25 protein-coding genes are annotated in these 26,722 nt (G+C 69.5%); all 25 read right to left on the minus strand.

From position 1 onward, the window contains the following. Positions 1-9: 9 nt before the first annotated feature. Positions 10-504, minus strand: a complete 495-nt coding sequence (locus tag FK268_RS12510; RefSeq protein WP_146434414.1) for a hypothetical protein — start codon at positions 502-504, stop codon at positions 10-12. After that, complete coding sequence (locus tag FK268_RS12515; RefSeq protein ID WP_146434416.1) at positions 491-955, minus strand: hypothetical protein; 465 nt, start codon at positions 953-955, stop codon at positions 491-493. Before FK268_RS12515 ends, FK268_RS12510 begins: the two co-directional genes overlap by 14 nt. After that, positions 952-1,200, minus strand: coding sequence for a phage holin (locus FK268_RS12520; RefSeq protein ID WP_146434418.1), 249 nt, complete (start codon positions 1,198-1,200; stop codon positions 952-954). Before FK268_RS12520 ends, FK268_RS12515 begins: the two co-directional genes overlap by 4 nt. 1 nt (position 1,201) lies before the next feature. Further along, complete coding sequence (locus FK268_RS12525; RefSeq protein ID WP_146434420.1) at positions 1,202-1,426, minus strand: Acb2/Tad1 domain-containing protein; 225 nt, start codon at positions 1,424-1,426, stop codon at positions 1,202-1,204. Continuing rightward, entirely contained in the window at positions 1,423-2,733 is a 1,311-nt protein-coding gene (locus FK268_RS12530; RefSeq protein WP_205124478.1) for a GH25 family lysozyme, read from the minus strand. The genes FK268_RS12525 and FK268_RS12530 overlap by 4 nt, the downstream gene beginning before the upstream one ends. Further along, positions 2,730-3,581, minus strand: coding sequence for a hypothetical protein (locus tag FK268_RS12535; RefSeq protein WP_146434421.1), 852 nt, complete (start codon positions 3,579-3,581; stop codon positions 2,730-2,732). Before FK268_RS12535 ends, FK268_RS12530 begins: the two co-directional genes overlap by 4 nt. A gap of 80 nt (positions 3,582-3,661) precedes the next feature. Then, a complete protein-coding gene (locus FK268_RS12540) occupies positions 3,662-4,036 on the minus strand; it encodes a phage tail fiber protein (RefSeq protein WP_146434423.1) in 375 nt (124 codons plus the stop codon). 12 nt (positions 4,037-4,048) lie between these two features. Beyond that, positions 4,049-4,951: a glycine-rich domain-containing protein gene (locus FK268_RS12545; protein WP_146434426.1), complete on the minus strand. Its 903-nt coding sequence runs from the start codon at positions 4,949-4,951 to the stop codon at positions 4,049-4,051. Further along, complete coding sequence (locus FK268_RS24210) at positions 4,948-5,118, minus strand: hypothetical protein (protein WP_158636097.1); 171 nt, start codon at positions 5,116-5,118, stop codon at positions 4,948-4,950. The genes FK268_RS12545 and FK268_RS24210 overlap by 4 nt, the downstream gene beginning before the upstream one ends. 20 nt (positions 5,119-5,138) lie before the next feature. After that, complete coding sequence (locus FK268_RS12550; RefSeq protein ID WP_146434427.1) at positions 5,139-8,063, minus strand: DUF7257 domain-containing protein; 2,925 nt, start codon at positions 8,061-8,063, stop codon at positions 5,139-5,141. Continuing rightward, a complete protein-coding gene (locus FK268_RS12555) occupies positions 8,060-8,746 on the minus strand; it encodes a hypothetical protein (protein WP_146434429.1) in 687 nt (228 codons plus the stop codon). Before FK268_RS12555 ends, FK268_RS12550 begins: the two co-directional genes overlap by 4 nt. A 54-nt stretch (positions 8,747-8,800) precedes the next feature. Next, positions 8,801-10,450 carry a Gp37-like protein gene (locus FK268_RS12560; protein WP_146434432.1) on the minus strand — a complete coding sequence of 550 codons (1,650 nt, stop codon included), beginning with the start codon at positions 10,448-10,450 and terminating at the stop codon, positions 8,801-8,803. Further along, positions 10,450-11,484 carry a hypothetical protein gene (locus FK268_RS12565; RefSeq protein WP_146434434.1) on the minus strand — a complete coding sequence of 345 codons (1,035 nt, stop codon included), beginning with the start codon at positions 11,482-11,484 and terminating at the stop codon, positions 10,450-10,452. The genes FK268_RS12560 and FK268_RS12565 overlap by 1 nt, the downstream gene beginning before the upstream one ends. 3 nt (positions 11,485-11,487) lie before the next feature. Then, positions 11,488-16,632: a transglycosylase family protein gene (locus FK268_RS25210; RefSeq protein WP_205124479.1), complete on the minus strand. Its 5,145-nt coding sequence runs from the start codon at positions 16,630-16,632 to the stop codon at positions 11,488-11,490. Between the two features lie 85 nt (positions 16,633-16,717). Next, the gene (locus FK268_RS12575) at positions 16,718-17,362 is read right to left on the minus strand and encodes a hypothetical protein (RefSeq protein ID WP_146434436.1); all 645 of its coding nucleotides are present in this window, start codon (positions 17,360-17,362) and stop codon (positions 16,718-16,720) included. Continuing rightward, complete coding sequence (locus FK268_RS12580; RefSeq protein ID WP_146434438.1) at positions 17,362-17,850, minus strand: hypothetical protein; 489 nt, start codon at positions 17,848-17,850, stop codon at positions 17,362-17,364. Before FK268_RS12580 ends, FK268_RS12575 begins: the two co-directional genes overlap by 1 nt. Before the next feature lie 68 nt (positions 17,851-17,918). Further along, positions 17,919-18,383, minus strand: coding sequence for an HK97 gp10 family phage protein (locus tag FK268_RS12585; RefSeq protein WP_158636098.1), 465 nt, complete (start codon positions 18,381-18,383; stop codon positions 17,919-17,921). Then, on the minus strand, positions 18,370-18,723 hold the full coding sequence (locus tag FK268_RS24215; RefSeq protein ID WP_158636099.1) for a hypothetical protein: 354 nt from the start codon (positions 18,721-18,723) through the stop codon (positions 18,370-18,372). The genes FK268_RS12585 and FK268_RS24215 overlap by 14 nt, the downstream gene beginning before the upstream one ends. 31 nt (positions 18,724-18,754) lie before the next feature. Continuing rightward, positions 18,755-19,258 (minus strand): hypothetical protein, encoded by a 504-nt coding sequence (locus FK268_RS12590; protein ID WP_146434442.1) that lies wholly within the window; start codon positions 19,256-19,258, stop codon positions 18,755-18,757. Continuing rightward, complete coding sequence (locus FK268_RS12595; protein WP_146434444.1) at positions 19,255-20,040, minus strand: hypothetical protein; 786 nt, start codon at positions 20,038-20,040, stop codon at positions 19,255-19,257. The genes FK268_RS12590 and FK268_RS12595 overlap by 4 nt, the downstream gene beginning before the upstream one ends. Positions 20,041-20,123: 83 nt before the next feature. Then, a complete protein-coding gene (locus tag FK268_RS12600; RefSeq protein ID WP_146434446.1) occupies positions 20,124-20,843 on the minus strand; it encodes a hypothetical protein in 720 nt (239 codons plus the stop codon). Between the two features lie 161 nt (positions 20,844-21,004). Next, the gene (locus FK268_RS12605; protein WP_146434448.1) at positions 21,005-21,280 is read right to left on the minus strand and encodes a hypothetical protein; all 276 of its coding nucleotides are present in this window, start codon (positions 21,278-21,280) and stop codon (positions 21,005-21,007) included. Between the two features lie 12 nt (positions 21,281-21,292). After that, positions 21,293-22,051 (minus strand): hypothetical protein, encoded by a 759-nt coding sequence (locus tag FK268_RS12610; RefSeq protein WP_146434450.1) that lies wholly within the window; start codon positions 22,049-22,051, stop codon positions 21,293-21,295. Positions 22,052-22,138: 87 nt separating this feature from the next. Further along, complete coding sequence (locus FK268_RS12615) at positions 22,139-24,022, minus strand: major capsid protein (RefSeq protein WP_158636100.1); 1,884 nt, start codon at positions 24,020-24,022, stop codon at positions 22,139-22,141. 248 nt (positions 24,023-24,270) lie between these two features. Next, positions 24,271-26,670 (minus strand): hypothetical protein, encoded by a 2,400-nt coding sequence (locus tag FK268_RS12620; RefSeq protein WP_146434454.1) that lies wholly within the window; start codon positions 26,668-26,670, stop codon positions 24,271-24,273. Positions 26,671-26,722 lie beyond the last annotated feature (52 nt).

The following is a 26,722-nucleotide window of genomic DNA, read 5'->3' on the forward strand; positions in this document are numbered from 1 at the left end:
TTATTGGCGTCAGCCGTGGCCCAACCACTCCTGCAGATCAGGCGGAACCTCCGGCAGCGGATGGTTCGCGTCCAGCCGACGCACCACGTCGATCACCAGCCGCGTGTACCCGAGCAGCACAAAGAACCGGTTGTTCGCGACCGTGATCCGCCGCTCCAGATCGTCGAGACGCCGCTCCTGAGCTTCCGCGCGCCGCTCCTGAGCCTCAGCACGCTCGTCGGCCTTCCGCTTGTCCTCCTCATAGTCTCGCGCGAGCTCGTTGTACCGCTTCTCCAGGCGCTTGATCTCGGCGTTGGTCACCCGCTCCGACGGGGACTCCTCCTCCGCCTTGCGTCGCTGCTCCGCCTTCTCCTGTCGACGTCGAGCCAGCGCGCCCCAAATACCCGGCACCTGCGCCATGCCAGACCGGAGCAGCAGCGCACCGCCACCACCACCACCGACGAGGAACAGGAAGATCACGCCTATCCACCACGGGGTGCCCTCCGGCACATCACTGCTGTTCACGGGCAGCCTCCCGCGCATCGCGCTCGTTGAGCACCTGCAAGAAGTACCCGAACGCCATGCCGAGCTGAGCCACCGCGAAGATCGTCGTGATGCCGGGGCCGCGGATACCGTCGAACCACGGCACGCCCGCCACGGCCTTCCACTGGCCGGCCGAGAGCGTGGCCTCGACGCAGCCCGTGAGGAACAGGCCGAGGATCGCCGGGGCCGGCCAGCGCATCGAGAGCCCCAACAGCGAGAGCGACGCGGGGATCAAGCACAGGACGCCCCAGAGGTGCAGCGGCATCAGCTGCTCGACGATGTTCAGGCTCGCGGCGTTCTCCGCACCGGGAGTGATGTAGTCGTACGCGCGGAGAAGCGGCTCCCAGGGAACCAGGCCGACGACGAAGTACCGTGCGGCGGGCGGGAGCAGCGGCTCCCATGACCCGCGCCGGAGCCACCGGGGCAGCTTCATCGCTCCGTGTGCTTGACCGCGAGGACGCCGCCGCCGGCCACGAGCACGCCCGCGACCACGTCGAGCCACAGGTCGACCTCGTCGCGGGTCACGACGCCGCGGAACACCAGCACCGCACCGAGAGCGGCGAGGAGCCGGTAGAGCATCGCGCGGCGTGCCGGGGTGAGGATCGCGCGGAGCCGCACCAGCCACGCGGGGTCGGCCGGGGCGTCCGGGTCCTGGCCGGGGAGGTTGTGCTCGCCCACGTCAGCCCTCCTCGTTCGCGCGGGCCAGGCCGGCGTTGGCCCACATCATGGCCTCCTCCAGCTTGGTGATCGCGGTGGCCTTCTCGCGGCCGTCGGGCACCTGCTCGTTGATCGCGTCCGCGGCGCGGCGCACGATCTGGCGGATGCTGGTGTGCGCGTCGCGCTTCTCCTGCGTCGTCGCCGGGTGGAAGTCGAACCGGTTCGCGATGTCGTCGGGGGCGATCACTTCGAGCCACCTCCCTCGATGGTGCGCTTCATCTCGGCGAGGCCGTCGCGCACGGTCAGCTCCTTGCCGTCGGGGGTCTTTCCCATCGAAGCGCGGTTGTCCCAGCTCGGGAGCTTCGGCCCCAGCTGCTCGTAGACGTAGCGCAGCATCGCGCGGTCCTCGTCGGTGAATGCCATGTCGTCCTCCTGGTTGGTGCCGAAGATGCGGTCCAGCGCGGCCGTGTCCTTGACCGCGTTGGCGTCGATGCGCTGGTCGGTGACCTGCGCCTGCTCGGTGAACTGCAGGATGCGGACGTCGACGCCGCCGAAGCCCTGCCAGCCCGCCGAGTTCGGGTCGTACAGCGCCGAGCCGTATCCGGTGCCGTTCACGTAGTTGCTGTTCCACAGCCCGACGTCGCGGATGAACGACAGGTCGGGGCTCCGCATCTGCCCCGCCCAGAACCACCGCGGCAGGTACACCGGCAGGAGCCGCGCGCCGCGATCCCGGTACGCCTGCACGCGGGCCGCGAGGTCAGCGCCGGAGCCGCCGTTCGTGGTGTCCTCGTAGTCGATCTGGATGGGGATGCTCGGGTCGCCGAGCGCCGCCATCATGAAGTCGGCCTCGCGCTGAGGGTCGACGTTGGTGCGGCAGAACACGTACCCGCCGAACCGGCCCGGGAAGTGCTTCGCCATCTCCGCCCGCGCGCGCGGCCAGAACGGATCGCGGTACCCGTCACCCTCAGTGACCTTGTGCGTCGCGAACCGGTAGCCCTCCGCGGCGGCGCCCGCGAAGTTGAACTCGCGCTGGTGGTTGGAGACGTCGATGCCGAATACGGGGCCCGTCACGGTGCCACCTCCTGGGTTCGGGGCGGGCGTGCCGCCGGGGTAGATGGCGCCGTCAAGGAGTCCGCGCCAGTCCTGCTTGGCGCCCGGGTTGTACTCGCGGGGCATGTAGCTCACGTGCAGGTGCGGCGCGACACCGCCGTTCGTCGCCGAGTTGGGGTTCACGCGCGCGATCTTCTGGCCCGCGGTGACGGCCACGCCGGGCCGGATCCACGGCTCGGCGATGACGTGGCCCATCTCGAACACGCCGCTGCCCTGCGAGTCGTCGGAGTCGATCACGATCCAGCCGGCGCCGGGCTCGCCGCCGCCGTACCCGCTGGCCGCGCCGCAGTAGAGCACGGTCCCGGACTGCACTGCGTATACCGGCCGGTTCGCCGAGCCCCCGTTCCAGCCGAAGTCGATCCCGGCATGGAACCCACCATCTCGCGGCCCGAACGGGCTCGTCACCGTGCAGCCGCGCTCCAGCGGCCAGAACCGAGTCGTCACAGGACACCACTCCCATATGCGCTGTCGTGGAACATGTCCCGCGCCATCTGCTGGACGTAGGTGTAGGTCGTGCCGGGGAAGTTCCGCGCCCCGTACGCGGTGTGAATCGACGGGTAGCCGGTGGCCTCCGCGATGCTGGTGGCCGCGATCTGCGGAAGCTGCGGCAGCGTCGCGACGAGGTCGCGGCGCCCGAACAGGCGAGTCCAGAACGGGAGGTTCTGCCACGCCCCGCTCTTGACCTTGTCCAGCGTCTCGGCGGCCCAGGTCCGCACGCCCTCGGGGCCAGCGATTGAGAACCACTCCGAGATGTCCGCGAAGTCCCGTACCAGCGAGCCGGGCGTGCAGTCCGTGATCACGTCGCCCGGGATGCTGTACCAGCGCGCCTGGCCGACGCGGTGCTCACCGCCGACGCCGAACCCGCGGAACTCGTGCTGATCGGGCTGCGCCTGCCACCCGCGATCGCCCACCTGGCCGGTACGGTTCGCGCCGGCCGGGCGCAGCGGGTCCGCGAGCAGATACCCGCACGGCACGTACGGCGACTCGTCCGTAGCGAGGTTCGCCACCGCAGCTCCCTGCGAGAAGCCCACGACAAACGGGATCAGCCCGCGGCTCCGCACCATCGCGATCGTCGCCTGCGCGCGGATCACGCCGTCGACCCGCGACTCCCCGTACGAGTTCGGGTTCGCGTACTGGGCGAGGTAGCGGGGCGTCCAGTGCTCGAACCGGCCCGGCGCGAGCCGGTCGAGCTCATCGGCAACGCCACTCATCATCCCGAGCGGCCGACGCGCATCAGCCGGGAACGGCTCGTTGGTACCGACCATGTAGATCGCGGCGTGCGTTGCAGCCATCGGGGTCACCCCATCGGATTCGACGGTGGCGCCCGGTCCATAGCCAGCAGCAGATCAAACCCAGCGTATCGCGTGCCCGATCAGGTCTGCGTGAACTTGACCCCGGTGATGGTCAGCACGCCGCCCAGCGGCCCCACCGGCTGGGCCGGGGAGAGTGGCGCCCAGTCGATCATGTTGTTTCCCGACGCGCCCGAACAGAGGATCACGTGCGTCGCGTTGTACGCGGTGCCCGTCGCGGGCGCGTGCACCTGCACGTTGCCGTAGGTGACGGTGCCGTCCGTGCCGCTCGCCGTCGTCGCCTGCGAGCGCGAGTACGTGCCCTCCGGGCCGGCGCCTGACAGCTCGTTCGCGGGCGTCGTCGTGGTGCCGGGGTTGCCCGTCGCGACCCCGAGGTAGCTTCCGCGCGCCTTGAAGCTGTCGGCCTGAGCCTGCTTCGTTGCGATGACGTTGACCATGTTGTTCTGTCCTTACCCTTGCCGAAATACTGCTGCCGCAAAGCCGGGGCCGCCTGGGCCGCCGCGGGTACGCGATCCGAAGATGCCGCCGTTACCGCCCGCACCGCCGCCGCCTGGAGTGCCGCCCGCGCCAGCGTTGCCTGTGCCGCTGGGGCCGCCCGGGTACGTGACGCCCTGGTACGTCTGGTCGCCGGGAGCGCCGCCGTTCTGGCCCGACGCGACGGTGCCCGACCCGCCCGCTGCGTTCAGTGACCCGCCGCCCGTCCATGCCGCCGTCGACGCGGAACCAGGGTTCGGGGCAGCGAGGTCCGAGTTCGCCGCCTGAGGGCCACCAGTGCCGACCGCCAGGGTGATCGACCAGGGGCCGTGATACTGGCCGAGGTCGATCGTCGTGACGGCCCACAGGCCGGGGTTTCCGCCCTTGCCGGTGGTCCCCACGGCCCCGGAGCCGGTCTGGCCGGATGCTCCGCCGCCGAGCAGGATCACGTCGCAGTACCGCGCCCACCACGGCGCCGCGTACGTGCCCGCGCCGCTCTGCGATTGCGGGCCGCGGGCTGGCACCCCGACGGATGCCGTCAGCACACCGGCGCCCACCATCCCGGCCGCCGCGACGTACAACTTCGCGTATGCCTTCGCCTCCAAGACTCCTGCGCCCGAGAGCTGGGCGGTGACGTAGGCGTTCGCGTACGCCTGCGCGGCCAGCGTTCCCGCGCCCGCGAGCTGCGCCGTGATGTACGCGTTCAGGTAAGCCCTGGCGGCGAGCTCGCCGTGGCCTGTCATCTCGGCGGCCTGCGCCCACAGCTCCGGCGTCCACCCGCGCTGATCATCCGGGACCACGGGGTCGGTGACACCGTCGGGCGACCAGCCGAGGCGCCCATCAGGAGGCGAGGGGAGCGGAACCGGGGACCATGTCATAGCGGCAGCACCTCCCGCACGACATCGGTAGGGCTGCACCACCACTGGCCGTCGCGGTACACACACATCCGGTCGCCGACCTCGTACACCGCGTACATGCTCGACGCGGTCGCGGGCAGCGCCTCGACCGTGCCGGCGAGGTAGTAATGCTCCGGCTGGCCGGGCACGCCAATCTCCGGTTCGTCCATCACACGTCCGCCAGCAGCCAGTTGTCGATCGGGTTGGCCTTCGTCGAGCCGATGCCGAACCAGGCGCCGCGGGTCGCGTGCAGGCCAACGCCGCCGAACCGGTTCCCGAGCCCCGTCGGGGCGACGTTCCCCGAGTCGGTCCACGAGCCGATCTGCGCGCCGTTCCGGTACACCGCGAACACCTTCGTGCTCGCGGTATACCGGACCTTGTAGTCGGCGTCCGTCGTGCCGATCGCGATCTGCGTGCGGTTCGTTCGCGACCCGCCGCTCATCGTGTAAAGGGTCGCGTAGCTCGACGAGATCGCGAGCCCGACGTGCTGGCTCGGGCCGTTGCCCTTGAACCACACGACCTGCTCCTCCGCGCTGGTCGACGTCGCGGTGATCCCGACCTCCGCCTGGTCGGTGCGCAACTGCGTGTTGAACTTGCCCCACGACCAGCCGTCGGCGAGGTTCGTCCCCGACTGCATGATCCCGATGTTGTTCGACGCGATCCCGATCTCGTTGGCGCCGGACATCAACCACTGGGTCGACAGTGACCCGTCGAAGTTGTCCGTGATCGAGAGCGGCGCCGACGCCTGCCCGGTGTCGATGCCGGCCTCGACGTACGGGACGAACCCAGCGCCCGCGCTCCACACGCTCTCGGCCATCGTTGCGGGCGCGCTGATCGTGCCGGTGCGGAGCATCCCGACCCGGCGGGGGAGGAACCCGGGCGGGTTGTTCGTGAGGAGACTGTCGAGGCCCTGGAGCGCGACGGTGCCGCTGGTGATGCGGAATTGGATGCCGAGGATGTCGCCTGGCTGCACGTTGATCCCCGCGGTCTCTGTCGGGATGGTGTACTGCACCCACTGCGCGCTCGTGGTGAGCGCGCCGGCCAGATTCGACGAGGTGTGCAGCAGTGTCATTGTGCCGGAGGCCTTGTCCAACCGGTAAACGTCGATGCGGAAGTCCGCAGGCGCGGCAGTGTAGTAGGCACGGAAGCTGAATAGGCGCTTCTCCTGCACGCTGCCGCAGCGGATGAACCCGACGTACGCCTGCGTGCTGGTGAAGGTGTACGCGCCGAACTCGGAAGCCGACGATGCAGCGGTCCCACCGGAAAGCGTGCCGCTCACAGTGTGGGAGTGCTGGTCGTTGATACCTCCGCTGAACGAGTGGTTATGCGACTCGCCCGCGACAGTCGTGTTCCCCGTGTTGCCGCTGAAGTTCTGGAACCCACCCTGACTATTCGTTGTGCCACTGAGAGTTCCAGTCACGGTGTGCGTGTGACTGGTCTGCCGTTGCATCAGGTATAGCGGGAATGTTGCATCAGCGGTGTAGTCCATCGTCGCCCACAGTGGGCGCGCGGTCCACCCCGCGTCCTGCACAGTCTGTACGTCCTGTAGCCGCGCCTGGATCGCGACCGTGTTCGTGAGCGCGTTCGATCCGACGCCGTTCGCTGTATCCGCGGTCCGCGCCGTCGTGTTCGTCTGATTCGTGAACGTGCCCAACGCCTGATTCACCCACGGGAGGATCGGGTCTGCCGCCCCACCCGCCGTCGGAGCACCGATCCCGCGAAGGAACCCGTTCAGTGCATTCCCGATTCCGAGGAAGTTGCCGAGCATGTTTGCAAGGTCCGACACCAGGCCCGTGATGTACTCCTGCGGCATGGTGCCTGTGCGGCGCCCCTCCACGTCATCCCACCATCCAGTGCCCGAGGTGACGCGGCTCTCGACCGCGATCCTCAGCCGCATTGAGTCCACACCAGCCGGGACGGTGACCTGTCCGGCGAGTTGCTGGAACCCGTTGTTCGTAGCCGGCGACGACGCGGCGGGGTTCGCCACTGTCGCGATCACCTGCGACGGGCCGGCGGTCGTACCCGAGTAGAACTGCGCCTCCAGCGTGAACGCGACACCAGCGGAGGCGAGAGCGATCGACGCCCACTTCAACCACGCGACGGCGTTGATCTTCTGATCCTTCTGGACCCGAACCGGCTTCGAGAGTTGGACCAGCCGAGTGCCGTTCGCGGTCGCCCGGGCCGACCCGATCGGAGTCGTAGTGTGGCCGATCGTCGCGTCGTGCTTCCACTGATCCGTCTCGATCATGCTCGACGGCGTGTCGAATCCGGCGGCCACGATGAGGTTGTCCGAGTCGCCGCCGAAGATCATGTTCGGAGTCAGCTTCAAGTTGCCGAGGTCGAGCACCGCGTCGAGGAACCCCTTCAGCCCGTCGATGATGGTCTGGGGAAGCTGGCCCACGAGCTTCGCCGCGTTCAATGGCGAGAACGCCGTCAGCAGGTTCGGCAACGCGTTCGTCAGCGCGGACAGCGGACGGTCGCCGCCCGGCGCGAATCCGAGCAGCGCAGCGAAGACGTCGTAGATCGAATTGAAGAACAGCAGGAACTGGTTCGCCACGCCGATCATCCACGACAGCACCTGCACGAGCTGGTGCATCGTGCCGCCGGCCACGCCGAGCACTCCGTCGATGAGCTCCTTTAGCATGTCCATCGCCGCGTTCACGAGCTCTAGGAACACCGTCAGGCCCTGCACCACCATGTGCATGCCCTCGGCGATGTTCCCCTCCACGCCGCGGCCGGTGACCGCGAACGCGAGGCCGTCGACGATGTCCGTGACGCCGGTGAACACGTTGTCGATCAGGTCGAGCGCGTTGGTCAGCAGTCCCTCGATGTCGTCGACCCACGCCTGAACACCGGACATGCCGGGGATGCCGCCAAGCTCCGCGCCGAGCTCGTCGAAGGCGTGCGCGAATACGTCGGCAATGTCGGTGTAGCCCTTGAAGAACCGCGACAGCATCGAGTCGCCGATGGACGCGAGGGCCTGCAGAATCTGCTTGCCCTCCTTGCCGATCGGCTTGGCGAGCATGTCCTGCAGCCAGTTCATTGCCGCGGGGGAGAGCGCCCCCGCGGGAGTCTGGAAGTCAGGTGAGGTCACGGCTCCGTGGCCTCCGGGGCGGTCTGCGAGTCGCCGGTGAGGCGGCCGAGGGATTGCATCGCCTGCGCGTGCGCGTTCTCGAACCGCTGCCGCTGCAGGCGCCGCTTCTCCTCGCGCTCGACGCCGCGGAGCTGCGCGTCACGAACTCGGATGTGCTCCGGCAGCGCCTCGTCGCCCTCCGGTGCGCCCGCGCCGTCCAGGTTCTCCGCCAGCAGAATCTCGTTCCGCCGCCGAGTGATCGCGCGCTCCGTCGCCGCCAGCAAGTCCTCGTCCATCTCGGACACGTCCGGCACCTGATCGAGGTCGACGTCCAGCAGCTCGTCGTCGCCGGCGGCGATGTCGATGTTCGGCACCTGCGACGTCGGGACCTTCACCGACAGGATCTGCGGCGCGTTGTCCCACACGTCGATGCCGTTCTCCGGGACGCCCATGCGGATCAGCGGCGAGCCCGCCGAGCCCGGCCCGCCGCACTTGAAGTTCTCGAACAGCTGGATGCAGATCGCCTGGGCCATCTCCACCGGGATGGTCACCGGGTCGAGCGGCGACCCGTCCGGCCGCACGCCGGGGATCACCGCGCGCAGCATGTATGCGAACGGATGCTGGTGGTCCAGGGCGAGCGTCACCCCGTTCGCGTTGGTCACCGCACCCTTCCGGTACGGCTTCGTCGGCTTCCGTCGGCCCATCCAGCTCAGCTCCTCACAATGGGGGTGGTCTCCGTTAAAGAATGACACGCGCAATCACGAACCCGCACCAACCGTCGCCTGCACAATCGCCTTCACGTTCGCGATCTGCCGCGATAGGATCGCGCCCGGCTCGTCCTCCAACTGCCCGTCGCCGATCGTCAGCGGCATGAGCGGGTCGGTGTTGCGGTCCCACTCGTCCAGCACCTCGTAAATCTGGTCACAGTAGAACCAGCCCGTGTTCCCGACCTCGACGGCGACACGGTCACCGACGGTGCAGTGCGCCCCGATGATGTACGGGTCCGCGTTCCGCGCCGTCACCTTCGTGGTCGTGTACGCGCGGGACTTCCAGAACCCGGTGCGGATCGCCTGCAGCGCCGACAGTGAGAAGCCCGTGCCGCCCGACGCCGACCAGTCCTCACCGAGCGGCGGCCCGTGCTTCCCCATCCGCTCCACCCGGAACGGGTTCGGCATCCGATCGTAGGCCAAGAAGACGTCTTCGAGCTGCGGGTACACGAGGTCGACGAAGATGTTCGGGTTGCCGATCAACTGACCCAGGTATCCCAGGGATGCGTTGAGTAGCAACTTGATTCCGCTGTTCACCCACTGCGGACTCTTCCCGCCGGTGATGATGCTCGACGCCGTCGCCTTGTGGATCGTGGTGGTGCGCTGCTGCACCGACGAGATACCGAAGGTGCGGTCGAGCGACCGGAACGTGACCCACGGGAAGTTCTTCAGCGTGCCCTTGTATCCGGGCTGCATGTACTCGGCCGGCCGGGAGACGCCGTCGACCTCGGTGACCACTTCGTTGATGAAGTCGTCCGCGACCTGCAAGACCAGGTACGCCAGGCCGTCGAGCACGGTGCCCGTCAGGCCGCGGTACCCGCTCACGTCGTCGACGCCGATCACCAGAGTCGGCTTCTCTAGCGTGTACCACTCGGGGGCGGGCTGCGGGTCGCCCGGCAGCCACCGCTCCACCGTCATCCTCAGGCCGGCGTCGCGCAGCGTCGCGGCGAACATGTCGTGCGCAGACCCGAACGCCGACGCCATCACGCACCACATCGACGTGTCCGTGAATGGCCCGATCGGCTTGACGATCATCGGCCAGTGTGCGGGGTTGATGTTCTGCACCCATGCGGCCGGATCGAATAAGTTGTCCGAGATGGTCCAGGGCAGCGCGAACCGCCGCATGATATTCAGGAATAGCGTGGTCAGAATGCAAGTTCGGGCCGGTCCCGCGATTCCGAATATCTTTGGCCACTGCACCTCGGCGGGCAGGAACGGATTCTTGTAGATTCGCGTCTTCTTGACGTGCTCGTACTCCGAGATGAACGACGCGGTGAGGTAACGGAATCCGTTGTCTCGGTCGTCCCAGTCGATCGCCGTGCACTTCCCCGACCACCGCAGGCTGCCGGTCTGCACCGTGATGTGCAAGTCCTCCGACTCGCCGGGATTATTGAACAGCCAATCCTCCAGGAATGGCGTCGCGATGAACTCGATGTGCCCTTCGGCGGAGTCATTCAGCTTGTGCTTGAACGAGCCCTTCGACTCCCCGAATACGATCCAGAACCGCTCCCAGTTCTTGTCCCACAGGATCACCTTCCGGGGTGCCCGAGCCTCCGCGGCCCGCGCAATGCACATGCGCTGGATACGGTTCCGCACGTCGCTCGCGTCGAGCGGCGGCGCGTCCATCAGCAACGGAGGCATCAGAACACCACCTTCCGGCCACCCACGTACCGCTGCCACCGCTGCGGCATGAAGCACGTCACCGAGGAATCCGGCGTCCCGCCCCGCATCCGAATCGGCAGCATCAGCGGCTCCGTCAGGTGCCGGGGGAGCGCGTTCTCAGGCTGGATACCGGGCATCTCAGAGGGGAGCTGCCGATCGTCCAGCGTCTCGATCCACAGGCCCTCCGGCGACGGATGCGTGCGGATCAGGAACTCGCTGCCCTTCGACAGCTCGGGAATCGGAATCTCGCGCCCGAACACCAGATTCGAGAGGTCGTCAGGGTCCTCCGGGGCGCGCACCGCGTCGGTGATCGCCCACTGCTCCGGCGCCCCGGCGGTCATCGGGCGCTGCGCGTACTCCAGGAAGCACCGCCAGTCCGTCGGGTTCTCCACCGCGAGGTGACCCTCGTACCATCCGGTCGCTGTGTTGAGCACCATGTCCTTGCGGCTGATCGTCGCCGTCAGGGTGTCCGAGTACCAGAACGGGTCGGCCGCAACGTAGTCCACGAGGTGGATCGCGAGGCCGCGCATACCGATGTCGTTCTTGTACTTGTCGGTCGGGGACTGTCGGAGCTGCACCTGCAGCTCACGGAAGGTGCCGTCGTGGTCGAACACCCGCAGCCAACACGGGCCGTCGAGGTTCAGCAGCCACCACAGGATGTCTTCGTACTGCTGCCATTCCGGGATGTCGCGGCCCTTCGTGGCGAACGTGAGCTGCCCCTCGCGCGGGTCGGTGCGCGGGAACTTCGAGACCCGCGCGCCCTCCGAGTACGCGCCCTTGTCGATCGACGCCTCACGCGGCAGGTGGTAGAGCCCATCCAGGCCCTCCAGCAGCGAGATGCCGCGCTTCGCCTCGTTCGCGAGCACCGGCACCTGCATGGCCGGCGGCACGCCCACCAGGTCCACCTCGGGCGCGCCGAGCACGTCGACAACGGCCGTCTCCTCGCCGGTCACGGGCGACTTCTTGACCAACTGATACTGCCGGTTCTTGTTCACCAGGCAACGCGTTGCCACAGGTCAGACCTCCCGATTCGTAACGGTGCTCGGCGACATCCCCATGACGCGGCCCATCGTGCGAGACACGTCGTTCGGCTTCGTGTTCTGGAACGTGATCGGGCCGGAGAACATCGACCAGCCCGCCTGCGCCACGCCGGCACCGGCCACGGCCGCGGGGTTCCCCGAGGCGGCGCCCGCCGCGCCCGCGGCCTGCACTCCCGTGCTCGCGGCCTTCTTCGCCGACTCCAGGCCCGCCTTGCCCGCGTTCACACCGAAGTCGACGCCCTTCCCGAGCAGGCCACCGAGACCGAACAGGTCGAAGAACTCGCCGCCGACCTCCTTCAGCGCGTCGCCCGCCCAGCCGAGGCCCTGCGAGGGCAGGTCCGAGCCGACGGCCTCGAACCACGACTTGTTCGTCGGCTGCCCGAACCCGGCGGCCTGCATGAGCGGGTTCGTCTGCTGCTGGCCCTGCTCGGTCGACAGCGACGGCGCGGAGCCGGGCGTGCCCGACGTGACGGGGGACGCGGCGGGATTCGCCGGGGTGACGCCCGTGTACGACGACGGGGACGGCGCGGTGCTGCCGGGCAGCGTCGCCGACTGCGTCGTGGTCGAGTTCGCGCCCGTGGTGAGCCCCGCCCGCAGCGCGGCCTCGTTCTCGCGGCCACCCCACGGCTGGACACCGGACTTGTTGAAGATCGCTGCCGCGACCTGCGCCTGCTGCTGCGGCGTCGCCTGACCGGCCGTGGGCGCGAACGCCGAGCCGCCGTTCGCCTTCCACGTCTGGCCGGTGATCTGGAACAGGCCGGTCGCCGGATCGCCCTTGGCACTGTTGACGTCGCTGATCTTCTGCGTGATCTTCGCGTCACCGCCGGACTCCCGCTTGATCAGCTTGTTCCACTCCGGGTTCGAGCTGCCCCACGTGCCATCCGCGTTCTGAACCAGCGGGATCGTCGCAGCGCCACCAGCGGACGCGGCACCCGCCACGCTCTTGCCGCCAGTGGTCGCCGTCGCCCCCGGAGCGGCCGGCGTCGGGATCACCGTCGGCTTGACGATCGACGGGATTTCCCACCAGTGGATACCGTCGGTCGCCGTACCGTCGGAGTAGAACGCCAACCCGTTCGTGAAGTAGATGAGCGTCCCGCCGCGGAGGCCCTTCTCCGGTGCGTCGTTCGTGCCCGCACGGCGCGTCGCCACGTTCGTGCTGATCGGCTTCGTTGCCCGGACCCGGTCGGCGTCCTCGTACGCGAACTCCGCGCGCTTCCCACCGACGCCGCGGGCCTTCACGTCGGCGAGAGCCTTCGCGGCCTCCGCCGCCACCTCCGCCGAGATGCGGGCGTGGTCCGTCACATCCTTCGCTGGGGTGCGGCCCTTCGCCTTCGCGTCGGCGACCTCCTTCTGCGCGGCGTCAGCGACACGCTTCGCGTCGGCCGCGCGGGTCTCCAGCAGCTTCAGCTCCTCGGCCGTCGCGGCGCGCCCTGCCGGAGCTGTAGCGCCGGCCGATGCTGCCTTGGTGCCGGTGCCGGAGTAGCTGCCCGAGCTTGTGCCCGACGAGCCACCCGTGTAGCTCTTGCCCGAGCCGCCACCCAGCCCACCCGAGGGCATGTTCTCCACCCACACGGGGACGACGCCGTCCTTGCGCGCCGCGTCTGCGGTGGTGTACTTCGACTGCGCCTTCCCGTCGGCCCCCTGGCCGCCTACGACCGCGCCTGCAGTCCCAGCCACACCCGCGTACCCGCCACCTGCGGTCCCGATCGCCACGCTCTGCCGGGTGTGCACGTGGTTGGTGTGGCCCGCCCAGTCGTCGCGGTAGTATCCCGGCTGGTCCGTGCCCGGACCCACGCGTTTCCCGTCCGCGATACCGATCTTCTCGCCGGTCTGCGGGTTGCTCCAGATCACCTGCTCCATGCCGGGGACGGTCGCCAGATACTCAGCGAACGCCTGCATGTCGGGGACGGAGCCGGACCAGTCGATGCCCTTGTTCTGGCCGTCCTTCTCCTGGTGGCCGGCATACGTCGAGGGCGTCACGTTGAAGCGCTTCCCCAGCTCGTACACCCAGTCGGGGAAGCCCTTCGCCCCGGCGCTGATCGACGTACCCACGGGGAGCCCGTACGCCATGCCACCGCCCGCGAGCCCCGGGATACCGAGGAGCCGCGACCAATTCACGGGGCCACGCGCAGCGTTGATGGCCTCGACTACGGGGAGATTCGCCGCGGTGCTCGCTGCGTTCACGACGTACTCCTTGCGGGAGAGGCCCGCGAGGATCGAGTCCGACGTCGTCGTGCCCGGCCCTTCGAGGAGGCCCGCTGCAGCCCGCTGGACCGGGCCTCCGTCCCGCAGCTTCGGGATGTCCGGCACGCCGAGCGTGAAGCCCGGCGTGACCTGCACGCCCGCTACCGTGACCGGGGGAATCTTGAACTCCAGCCCGTTCCACCAGTCGATGATCGTGTTGATGACGCCCTTGAACGAGTCCCGGATGCCATCCCACATGCCCGACGCTGCGGTGCGAATCTTGTCGGGCAGCCCCTTGACGAAGTCGACGACCTTGTTGAACTGGTCCTCGGTCCAGTGCCAGACCTCCTTGACGCCGTCGATGAAGTCGTTGAACTTGTCGATGGCGCCCCGCACGAAGTCGACGATCGCGGGGAGGACGGTGCCGACGATGAACGAGATGAGGTCGCCGAACCGCTGCAGCAGCCAACCCAGAACGGGCACCAGGACATCCGAGATGAACGACGCGAGCACCGGCAGTACCTGCATCGCGAGCTGCACGAGGGACGGGATCAGCGGCGCGATCGCCGTCACGAGGCTCGCGAACGCCGTCGCGATCTGCGGGAGGATCGGCGCCAGCGCCTGAATCACGCTCTGCACCAGCTGGACACCTACCGGGATGAGCGGTGTGATCGCCTGGAGCACCTGGCTGATCGCCTGCGCGATCGCGGTGAACGCCGGCATGAGCGCCTTGATCGTGTCGAGCAGCACCGGCCCGAGCGCGGAGATGATCTGACCGAACGCGTCACCGAGCAGCGTGAGAATCTGGGAGATGGTGGGGGCCAGCTCCTTCAGCATCGCACCGACGGTGGTGAGCACCGTTGTCACGACCGGCGCGAGTGCGGTGATCGCCTGGCCGAGCACGCCGGCCAGCAGGGTCGCGACTTGCGCGATGATCGGCGCCAGCGTGGAGAAGATCGGCGCGAGGGACGCGACGGCGGGGGCGAGCGCCGACACGACCTGCGAGATCACGGGGCCGATCGCGGTGATGACCTGACCGAGGACGTTGGCGAACACGGTCGCCACCTGGCCGATGATCGGCGCGAGCCCGGCGAACGCCTGGCCGATGACCGCGACCGACGGTGCGAGAGCAGCGAACGCCGCCCCCAGCGTGTCGCCGATCTGAGCAAATACGGGCGCGAGCACTTGGGCGATCTGCGAGATGGTCGGCATGAGCGGCTGCAGCGCGGTCATGATTCCCACGACCACCGACGAGATTGCCTGCGCGATACCGGAAAGCAGCGGCCCGAATGCGGTCACGGCCGTGGCGATCGTGTTGATGATCGACGAGAGTGCGGGCATGAGCGGCGTCAGCGCTGACGCGAGCACGCCGATGGCCTGCCCGACCACGGGGAGGACCACGGCGAGCTCCGTCGAGAACGCGGCCCCCAACTGGGCGAGCCCGGGGGTGAGGTTCGCGAGACCCTGCGCGAGGGACTGGAACAGCGGGCCGAGCGTCGGCCCGATGACCGCACCCATCTCCAGGAACGACGTCACGAGCTGCGCGATCACCGCGCCGAGCCCAACCATCATCGGCTCGAACGACGACATGAGCGCGGTGAACTGCGCGCCCGACTGCGAGAACGACGTCAGCGCCTGGCCGAGCTGCCCGAAGATCGAGCCGACGCCGGCACCGATCGACTGCATGAACGGGGCCGCAGCCGATCCGAGGTCGACAAAGCCCTTCAGCATCTGCCCGATGCCCGGCGCGATCCCCTTGATGAGGTCCGCTGCGCTCGCGGTGATCGCCTGGAGCTGCGGCGTCATCGCCGACATGCTCGCCGTGAGGTTGTTGATCACACCGGCGAACGCGCCCGAAACCTGTTGCAGCTGAGGGCCGATCGCTGTGATAAGGGCGCCCATGCGCTGGAATGTGGGCTGCAGGTCCTTCGCGAACCCGAGCTTGATCTGCGAGCTCACGTCGTGCCACGCCGTGAGCATCGGCCCCATCATCTTGCCGATGGCCTCGGCGAGCGCGTCGTCCTGATCCTTGAACTGCTTGTTGAATTCCTTTGCGCCGTCGGCGAGTCCCTTCATGCCGACGACCACGGAGGTCAGCGCAGCGCCCGCGGCCGGCCCCATCGCCAGCAGGCCCCCCGAGAGCACACCGATCGCGCCGCCCGCCAGTCCGGCCGCGCCCGCAATCCCGATGATCTTCATGCCGAGGCCGGAGAAGGCCATCGACGCGGCCGTGGTGAGGACGGGGAGGCCAGTTAGCCAGGTGAGGTCTACATCGACTCCGCCTTCGTCACGGCCACGACCGCCTCGGCTACCACCGCCGCCACCGCGCCGCCCGCCGCCACCGCCGCCGCGCTCGTCGATGTCGACACGGACGCGCCGGTTCCGGGTGAGGCGCGCCATCCGGGCCTCGAACCCGTCCGAGTCCACGTCGAGGTCCACCTTCAGCGGGTTCGCGGAGAGCCACGCCTGCGCCGCCGCGTGCGCAACCTGAGCGGAGCGGCGCACCTGAGCCGCGTCGAGATGCGCCTCGATGCTGAGCGCGCCGAGCCGGTCGATCGCGGACCGGTCGACGTCGACCCGAACCGTCAGCGGGTTCGCGCGGAGAAACGCCTGTCCGGCGAGGTGCGCCTCGCGGAGGTCGCGCTGGAACTTCGCCGCGTCCAGGTTGATCTTCGGTTCGAGCTTCTGCTGGTTCAGCACCTTGATCGCGGCGACGGCCTGCTTCGCGCCGTCCCGGTACCCGTCGCCGATGCTCCGCGCGATCCGGTCCGACGACCGCTCAACGTTCCGTTCGAGCTGCGTGAACTGCCGATCAACGACCTGCACCGCGCGGCCGACGATCGCTTCCAGGCGGGGACCGAACTCGCGCTCTAGGCGGTCGAGGTCGATTTCGGCGTCGACCTCAACATGGCCGTCGCTGCCGCCGGGTGCTGTCACGCCGAGCCTCCACCGTCAAGGTGAGTGCTCGGTCCATAGCCAGCAGCAATCTAGTCAGGGTCCAGGGTATCGCGGCGCGCGCACGTTACGGGCGCACGACGAGCACCGGCCCCTCGTCGTCATCCTCGACCGGTGCGGCCGGAAGCTCCGGCATCGGAGCCGACGGTGCGCCACGCGCCTCCTCGACGCCGCCGAGCGCGGCAGCGAACGCCTCGAACGCGTCGTACGCCGCCTCCGCCGTCTGCGACCCGCCACCGGAGGTGAGCCGCGGCGGCTCAGCCTGCACCTGCCGCACGAAAACGTCCCACCGGTCCGTGCCACCCCACCACGACCGGAACAGCGCCCACAGCGCGTTCGACGCGCGCCCCGGGTCCATCGTCTCGATGTCGATGCCACGCAGCAGCATCTCGCCGTCCACCGTCGGCCACGCCTCCAGCGCGGTACGCCAGATCACACGCGCGGACCACCGCGGCCACGCGAACCACAGCCGCGCCACACCGTCCGCGATCTGGTGGAAGTCGTCGAGACGGGCCTCGTCGTTCATCAGCGCGAGGAGCAGCGTATGCCGGTCCTCCCGGTCGGCGAGCGCACCGAGCGCGAGCGGCAGCGGCCACTCCTCCAGCGGAGCGTCAACGAGCAGCGCCGCCAACGCCTGACGGAGAGGCGGAGGCGGCGCCATGCGCATCGGGTGGCCGTTGAACGCCAGCCAACCCGGATCGGAGGTGCGCACTACTCGTCGTCGAGGTTTACCTTCACGCCCCACCGCTGGAGCAGCGTCAGGGCGATGTCGACCAGGTCGGTCATCTCGAGGCTGTCGTCCGGGTTGTAGACGCGGCGCCGGAGCACGTTCCGCACGACGGGATCGAACGCGCCGAACAGGAACTGGAGGCATGCCTGGGCGGTCGGGATCGGGTCGCCGGCCGCGGTCATGAAGTCCAGGCCGATGAGGTGGAGGAAACCGTCGCTGGGGCGGCGCGCGGTGAGCCGCAGCACCTCGATCGGTTCGCCGGCAGTGTTCTTGACGGTGTACGCGATGTCGACGGTCTCGCGCGCGGCGACCTCCTCCTTGGTGTACGCGGTCGACTCAAACCGGAGGTCTTCGGGGATGTCGCTGATGTCGGGGAGGTCCGACGGTGCGGCCAGCGCGGGAGCGGCGGCCTTCTTCGCGGGCGCGCGGCGGGACTGCGTGCGCTTGTTGGCGGGGGTGGATGCAGCCATTCTCGGCTCCTTGCGGGGGATTTCATCACGGTGCCCGGTCCATAGCCAGCGGCAGGTCTAGCGTTGGGTCAGCGGCGGCGAACGCGGCCGGGGAAGACCTCTTCCATCGCGTCGGTGAGGAACGGGCGGCCCTCCATGCCCTTCACGGACTTCGCGTACACGATCGTGCCCTTGCCCTTCGGGGTGCGCGTGGGGCCGCGGCGCCCCGGACGGAGGGCGCGGGCCTCGAACTTCAGGGCCTTCGCCGTGACCGGCACGATCGGGGTGCCGTGCGGCCCGTAGATGCCGGTGCCGTCGTGCACGTACCGTGCGTAGTCGAGCGGCGAGCCGCACGTCATCCGCACCTTCCCGCCGGTCGCGGTGACGGTGTAGTCGATCGACGACCGCAGGCGGCCCTCGTCGACGGGGCAGAGGCGGCGCGCCGCGTTCTGCACCTGCCGCCCGTACCGGTGCCCCGCGCGAGTGCCCGCGCGCACCAGGTTCTGGTGCAGCACGGCCCGGTTCACGGTGACGCGAGCGCTAACGCGAGCCACCACGACCTCGCCGGGGCGCGGGCTCGGCGGGCGCGGAGACCTCGACTTCGACCGCCTTGTCGTCGCGGAGGTCCTGCTCGGCCCGCTGGATCGCTGCGATGGCGTCGGGGTTCCGCTCCAACCGAGCCTGCGCGTCCTCGTCGACCGGGGGCGCGGGGACACCGACCAGCGCGGCCGGCGGAGCACCCACCTCGCGGACCACGCGGACGTGGCCCTCACTGATCACCGCGTCGAGGTACGGAGAGCGGGCCAGCACCTCACGGGCGCCGCGCTCGCGGCCCAGCACCGCCGACGCGAACTCGACCTCTACCTCGGCATCTGGTGCCTGCTCATCGCTCATAACGTCCACGATACGACAACCGCGACCACCCCTATTGGCAACACGACGCGTCGACTCCCGTGAACGTGACCGTGGTCAGGCCCGAGAACACGCCTCCCTGCGCACCCCGCGGAACCCACGGACCCGCCTGCCACAGCGGGCGCGCGGGCAGCGCGCACAGCGCGCGCCGCACCGCATCGGCGTCCTCCTGCTGCAGCCGCGTCAGCTCCGTCAACAGCTCCGGCTCCGGGTTCAACGCGGGGTCGGCGGCCTTCCCGTAGCAGCGCGTCACCTTCACCTCGCAGACCACCGTCCACCCCGAGACGAGCTGCGGCGAGCTCCCGCGGTCCGGCGCGATCGACGTGACCCGCACGCTCGCCGATTCACAGTCGGCCACGTACAGGTAGTCCGGCACCATGTCGCCCGGGTGCAGGTACCCCAGTTCCGGCGCCCCGCCCACCGTGGTGCTGAGCGCGACCATCACCTCATCGAGGAGCCCCTGCGCCACGCTGAGCACCGCCTCCGAGGTGATCGCGATACCGCCCGGCCCGGTCATCGGAGCTGCACCGCGTCGCGCCGCTGCGGGTTGATCACCCGCGACGCCTGACGACGCCCGTCCGGGTTGACCACCGCGAGCCACTGGTCGACGACCTCGATACCCGTGGCGCCGTTCTCGAACAGGCCCTGCTCGTCCACCAGCTCCGCGGAGACGCCCTGGCGGGTGACCTGCTTGACCCGCTCCGGGAGGCCGCCGCACGCCGCCGTGGCCCGGTCGTGCGCGCGCTTCAGCAGGTAGCTCGCGAGCGCACCCGCCGCCGCCTGCCCCGCGGCCGGCACCGGAAGACCACGCACGTACCGCACCACCCAAGTCCCGTCCGCGCCCTCGGGGGCGTTCAGGTTCTGCGTCGGCCACGCCTGCCCGTCAATACGCAGCAGCCACCGGGAGTTCCGCACCCGGTACGCTGCCGGCGGCAGCACCTGGTCGGCGATCTTCACCTCCAGCACCCGGTTCACCGGGCCGGGCAGCGGCGTCTCGTGCGCACCGACGTAGCAGTTCGGGGAACCGCACCCGCACGGCCCAGCCGCGCCGATGTTCCCGAGCATCATGCCCGGCGTCCACGCCATCCCCGACGGGATGCCGCTGCCACCGCGGTACGACGACACGGCCCGCGGGTCGGTGCACGGCCGCACCACCTGCTCGACGAGGCCGAACACCTGCGCCGTCCGCTCCCACAGTAAGGAGATGGCGCGCGCCTTCGCCTTCTGCCGGGCATCCGGCGTCGCCGCCGCCCACACTGCATCGGTCGGCTCATCTACCGGCCAGAACTCAACCACCATCAGGTCTCCTTGATCCAGATACGAGCGCGGCGCCCACGCTCACCAGCAAGATGAGCGGGGCGCCGCAACAACGACACGGCCGACTACGCCGCGTGCTCGGGCACCAGCGCCAGGTCGACCGCGCCGTTCGTGATGCCAGGCGGCTCGACGTACGTGCGGATGGCGTGCAGGTGGCGGTGATCCGGCACAGGAGTCACCAGAGGCCCGTCGGTGAACGGCGACGTGGTGCCGTTCTTCTCCACCTTGTACGGACCCTTGCCCCAGGCGTTTCCGAGCTTCGACTTCGCCTTCAGCGTGAACGTCGCCAGCTTCTCCTCGATCGTCCAGTCCTGCAGCTCCGCGGAGCCGAGCATCGGGATGAGGTAGTAGCCGAACGGCTTCCCGCTCGCGGCGCAGGCCGCGCCGGGCACGTCGGTCCAGACCTCCAGAGCCCACAGGCCCGGCACCTTAAACGTGTCGAGGCCGAAGCCCGACGCCTTGCCCTCGTTGTCGAGGACCAGCGACGCGGCACCGGCGAGCGCGAACGCCTCGGGGTGAACCTTCGTGAACTGGAAGTTGATTTCCACGTTCGCGAGCGTCGAGTCCGGGTCGTCGACGACGTCGAGCTTGCCGGCCGCGTTCTTCTGGCGGATCTTCTCCGCCTCCTCGTACTGCGGCGAGGGCTTGAAGTCGATGAATCCGCCGGTCGTCAGCGACGACTTCAGCGCGTTCGGAGTACCGCACGGGTCGAGCGAGGTGATGCGCGCGCACAGGCCGCGCGCGGTGGGCCAGGCGTACGAGGGGACCGGAGTGGGCGTAGTCATGGCGCTGGGCCTCCTGACATCGAGGAGCGCCCGGTCCATAGCCAGCGGCAAGGTGTTCGCTTTCGAGGATAGACCGAACGGCCCCCGACCTCACGCATCCGCGTGTGGTCGGGGGCCGCCCGTGAGTCCACCGACTGAGGGTGATCCCTGGGGGAGGGGATTCAGTCGGTGGCTGCCGCCCCCGCGGCGGCAGGCTTCTTCGCCGGTGCCTTCTTCGGCTCCGGCTTCACCTCGGGCGCCGAGACCTCCGAGCCTTCGCCGCTGTGCGGCTCGGTCTCCGCCTGCGACTCCTGCTCGGCCTCGCCGGGCACCACGTACACGAGGCCCACGCCGGGCTCCGAACGCGTGACGACGTTGTCGACGCCGTGCTCGGCGATCAGTCGCTGCGCTGTCTCCAGCGCCTCGGCCGGATCAGTCGGGATGGGGATGGTCGCCATGATGGCCTCCTACTAGGTGATTGTCACGACGGCGGGAGTGCAGTCGTGGGCGAGGACGTACGTCCTCTGAGCGATGTACGCCAGGTCGTTGGTGAGGGGGTCGAACGCGCCTGCGGACCGATCCACCGGGAACACCTCGATCGCGGAGGTGCGCAGCGCCAGCGGCCCGGTAATGCACAGCTTCCGCGCCTCCGGGTACGCGCCGAACGACCAGCGGGACTCCAGCGGCGTGACGCACTGCCCGCCCGTCTTCTCGACCAGCCGCGCCTCGGACGCCAGCGCCCCGAGCGCGCGCGGCGCGTGAATCACCCCCGACCCGGCGTACTTCGCCCAGGCGTGGCCCTCCAGCGCGCCGACTGCGTCCGCGATCGACCCGACCGAACCGAGGTCCGTGGCGCCCGCGGTCAGCGCGGGAGAGCCGTTGGCCCACGCCCACTTTTCCAGCGCTGCGGACTCGCCAGCGAGCAGCTTCTGCCGCGCGTACGCACGCACCTCCTCATCGGAATGGGTGGGTGCCTTCACCTTCACGAGCGCGGCCAGCACCAGCGGCCCTGCCGTCGCGTACTCGGCCCAGTCGCCGTACACGCGGGCCGGCGACGGCCCATCGAGGACCAGCGACTCCTCGACGACCTCATCGCCGCGTGGCGTGGCCTGCCACTGCACGCCCTCCTGGAAGTGGGCGGAGTCCTCGGGCGTAACGGCATCGGCCGCGGTGATGAGCCCGTACTTCGCGGGCCGAATAGTGGGCGGCTGCACGAACAACAGCGGCATGACGAGCCTCCAAGGGGCTAGAACTGGGACCGCCCCGACGGGCCGTGCACCTGGACGGTGAACACGGACCGCCGGGGCGGGACGGGACTACGGAGTGGCAGGTGCGCCCTGGCCGTCGAGCACGATCCGCTGTGCGGTCGCGCCATTCACCGACGTCGGGAGCGTCACGACCCGCGAGTGGTGCGCGCGCCACGCCATGAAATACATCTCCTCCAGGAACAGGCGCAGGAAGTCGTTCTTCTCCAGCCCGCGGGAGTCGTAGATCGTATCCAGGCTGATGACGTCGCCGCGACCGCGGACGAAGGTGCCCGCCGCGTACACGAGAGCCTTCACCGTGGTCGGGTACGCCTGGGTGGTCGGCACACCGTTGGTGTGACCACCGAACGTGGTGCCACCCGTGCGAATGTCCTGCCAGTCCATGACCCACTGGACGTTCGCGTTCCGCGCGGTGAAGAACGCGTTGATCTGCGCGTCAGACACCTGGAGCGGCGTACCGTCGGCCGTCTCACGCAGAGCCAGGTCCGCGCGGATGACCTCCTTCGCCCACTGGGGCAGCACGACCTCCAGCCGCAGGCCCGGGTCCGCGAGGTAGCGGTACCGGTAGTCCTCGATCTGGAATGCGATGCCGTTGAGCAGAGCGGTCGTCGCCGACGGGCCGTGCGTCTGCAGCGGCACCACCTTCGACAGCGCCACCATGTCCGCGATGGACCGCGCGTTCAGGTTGTGGGCGTGCCCGGCGAGCACCTTCGGCACGACGTCCTTCGACACCTCCGGGTACGTCTTCTCCTGGAGGATGCCCGCTGCGACCTGCGTGTAGAACGCCTCGGCGCGGACCTCAACGAACGACGGCTTCGGGATGCGGTACGTCAGCTTGGTGGTTCCGGCCTCGGCCTGCGCCTCGGTCTGGAACTCGCCGATACCGTCCTGCCCGTACACGGTCTCGAAGTCGATGCCGCGGGTGTACTCGATACCACCGCGCCGCGACTGAATCTCCGGCACCGTCAGCAGTCCGGCGGTCGCCGACTGCAGTCCGGGAACCAGATCGTACGAGCGCTCCGACGGCGACGCCCAGCCACCTGCAGCGACGAGGCTTCCGCCCTTCAGTCGGCGGTCGTCGCATGCGTAGTCGAGAACGGCCTCATCCTCACTGGCGACGCTCGTCACGAGCTCCGCCGGGAAGTTCGGTCGGATCGACGCGGCCGAGTGCTTCGCCACGACACCCGCACCGAAGCCGCGGTAGCTCTGGGCCTTCGAGTGCAGGACCCGGGTGAGCTCGTCCTGCGTCAGTTCCGCGCCCGCGGCGAAACCTCGGACCTCGGCTGCGGCGACGATTGTCGCCCCCGCCTGGGCCTTCTGCTCCCGCGGCTGCGTCTTGCGGTCGCGGCGGAGCTCGGCGAGGTTGACGGGGCGGCCACCGGCGACGACGGGCTTCTTCCCGAAGGGCGGCGCCTTCTTGCCACCGTCGGCCGGGGCGTCGTCCTCGTCGCCGTCGTCGGTCACGTCGAGCGCGGCGGCGACCGCGACGGGCGCGGCATCCACGGCGGTGTCGGCGGTCTCGGCGGCCGGACCAGCGTCGGTCACCGCGGCCACGGGCTCGGCCGTGTCCTCGGTGACGGCGTCGACGGTGTCCTCGGCCACCGCGTCCTCGGTCTGCGTTGCGGACTGGATGACCTTCGCGAGGTCGGCGACCTCGGCCATCTGCTCGTCCTGCGCGGCCTTGCGGGTATCGCGTGCCTCGGTGAGGCCACTGACGACCGCGGTGAGGGCGCGGAGCGCGTCCATGTTGGCGAGCGTGTCGCCCGTGGACAGGGCCTCGAACTCGGTGGCGGCCTCCTGAATCAGCGCGTCGAGGTTGACCTCGCCGTTCTGGTCGTTCGCCTCGATGAACTGGTTGAGGGGCTGCGCCTTACCGTCTTCCCCGGCTCCGGGGTTGGTGTGCGCGTTGATCAGATCCTGGAGCGTGAAGGCCACGGGGCCACCTCCTCGTGAGGGGGGCGCCCGGTCCATAGCCAGCAGCGGATGTATCGAGTCCACTGTAACCCGCGTCAGCGGGAATCCGGCGACACTACCGCCGCAGCTCCTTCCAGGTGCCGCCGGTCTTGTTGGCGGCGGCCTCTGCCTCGGCCTGGGTCAGATACCGGCGAACCTGACCCGAGGGGAGCCGCACCTGGTACACCGTGCCCCGGCTCGCGCCGCTTCCGCATGAACCGCAGCCCATCTCAGTTCCGTCCCTTCGTGTCGCGGCCTCCGGCCTGCCGCTCCTCCTCGTCGAGCATCCGCCCGAGCTCCGCCATCATGTCCCGGGTCTTCTGAACCCGCTGCAACCGCTGCTCCGGCGTGGGCTGCGCGTCGCCGCTCGACGGTGCGGTGCTCGACTTGCTGGACGACGGTGCGCTGGAGGGCTTCCCCGTGAACAGGGCGAGGATCGCCTGGACCAGGTTCGTGATCGGGTCGCTCGACGAGCTGGTGGACTTCTCCGCGGTGGTCGCCTTCGTGGTGGTCGCCTTCGTGGTCGTCGCCTTGGGCTCACCCGCGGTGTACCAGGACTTTCCATCACTCATCGTGCCGTCGTCGTAGTAGGCGACGCCGGCCTCGAACTTCGTGAGCTTCCCGCCCTTCGCGCCCTTCTCCGGCGCCTGGTCCTCCTCCATGAACGCGGAGTCGCCCGACTGCCGAGCCGGGGTGGAGCTGCCGAGCTTCTTGCTGCCGCTCGGCACCTCACCCTTCGTCGTCGTGTCCTTCTCCTTCGACGACTTCGACCCGCTGCCACCGCCGCTGCCGCTGCCGCCGCCCTTCTTGCCCGACGACTTCTCCTCGGCGGGGTTCTCCCGCTTGATCTTCTCCCACACCGAGTTCACCTCGGGGTCCATCGACGTCGCGGGCGTCGTCGGCTTCTGGTTCGCCTTCGGCGGGATCGGCTGCCCGATCTGCACGCCGTACCGGTCCGCGCCCTCCTGCGTGCGCACGATCCGCTGCCCGTTCTGCGGCTGGTTCTGCTCGTCCTCGTTCGGAGGCCCCGCCGCGGTGACCGGCGCGGCGAGCGCACCGTGGCCGACCGGGTTCTTGCCCTTCCGGTCACCCGGCCAGTACCCGTGCACTCGGTGGAAGTAGTTCGACGCCAGGCCCTTCACCTGGTCATCGGTCATCGACGTGCGGGGAATCTCGCTCCGCAGCTCCCGCACCAGCGTCGTCCACGGGCTCGGCGACTCCGCCCACCGCGCGAGGCCCTTCCCGGCGGTCCAGTAGTTCACCAGGTTGTGGTCCGTGCCGGCGGCTGCCGCGACCACCGCCCGCATGGACTCCACGGCCGCGCGGTCGACGCGCTCCCGCATCGGCTGCAGCGCGGCGGCCGAGATACTGCGGCGCATCGCGGCCACCTCGTCGAGCTCCGCGGCCTCCCGAGCGCGGGCCGCGGCGCCCGGCGTGACGACGCCAGCCGCGAGCAGCACGCCCGACGCAGCGATCGTCCGCGGCACCGGGAAGCCGGGCACGTTCACCGCGAGCGCGGCCACCAGCTCCATATCCCCGGCGATTTCCCGCCAGTCGCCGGACACACCCGAGTGCCGCAGCGTGTCGACCTGCGCCTGCGACGTGCCGGGCAGCATGTGGCCGGACAGCCAGATGCCGTACTCGTCCTCTCCGGCCGCGACCAGAGCCACGCACGAGCCCGTGTTGTCGTAGTGCGAGGCGGCGTCGGACCAGCGGGTGCCGTCGGCGGTGGTCGCGTGGCCGGTACCCATCGTGATCTTCCCGACCGGCACCTGCCCGCCGTCGCGGGTGTTCACCATGCCGTGCGCGAAGTAGGCGTAGCCGGACCGCGACGGTGGCGCCGTCACGCACACGCCCGAGTACCCGATGTGGCAGGTGCCCCACGTCGCGAGGTGCCCGTACACGCGGCCGTCCTCGTCGATCGTGAGAGCGGTCGGCCCGTCGAGGCGAGGGTCAGCGAAGTCGGCGGCGTCGAACGTGAGCCCGGCCGCGGTCAGCGACGTCCAGGTGGGCGCCGCCTGAGCCTGCGGGGCGTCGGCCACCGACCAGCTGGGGAGGTCGAACCGGACCCGCGCGCGAGCCTCGCCCGCCGCCGCGGCGAGCGCCCAGGACTCCACGTACGAGTCCTCGAACGCCGGATGGGAGACCAGGGTCGCGCCCATCACCTTCCAGCGGCTCAACCGCTCCTGCACCTGCGCGGAGAGGTCCGCAGCGGCTTCCAGCTCCTCGGGCTCGAGTTCGCGGCCGTCGGCGTCGACGGGCACCTTCTCCACCATCACGTCGGACAGGTCGATCGAGACCCAGCCCTCGCCGCGCGCGACCCGCGCGGCCCACTCCTGCCCGTCCGGGTCCGGGTTGAAGGTGCCCTCGCCCCAGACCCCGCCCTCGCCCATCCACAGGCGGCGGATCATGCCAACGCGGATCGCGCCCTCATGGCCCTGCGCGAGGGCGGGCTGAGCGAGCAGCGGCAGCGGCAGCGGGCGCGCCGGCACCACCTCGGTGCCGTCGTGGACCATCACGCGGCCGTCACCGGCGGGGGTGTTCGTGGGGAGCAGCAGCCCCGACCAGCTCTGCGGCGCCACCAGGGCGGGCAGGTCGTACAGGGGAGCGTCAAGCGCGGGAGCGGTCACCAGGCACCTCACAACAAGGGGAGGGAGCCCGGTCCATAGCCAGCAGCGCGTC

The sequence above is a fragment of the Tsukamurella sputi genome (assembly GCF_007858445.1).
In the GTDB taxonomy this organism is placed as follows: Bacteria; Actinomycetota; Actinomycetes; order Mycobacteriales; family Mycobacteriaceae; genus Tsukamurella; species Tsukamurella sputi.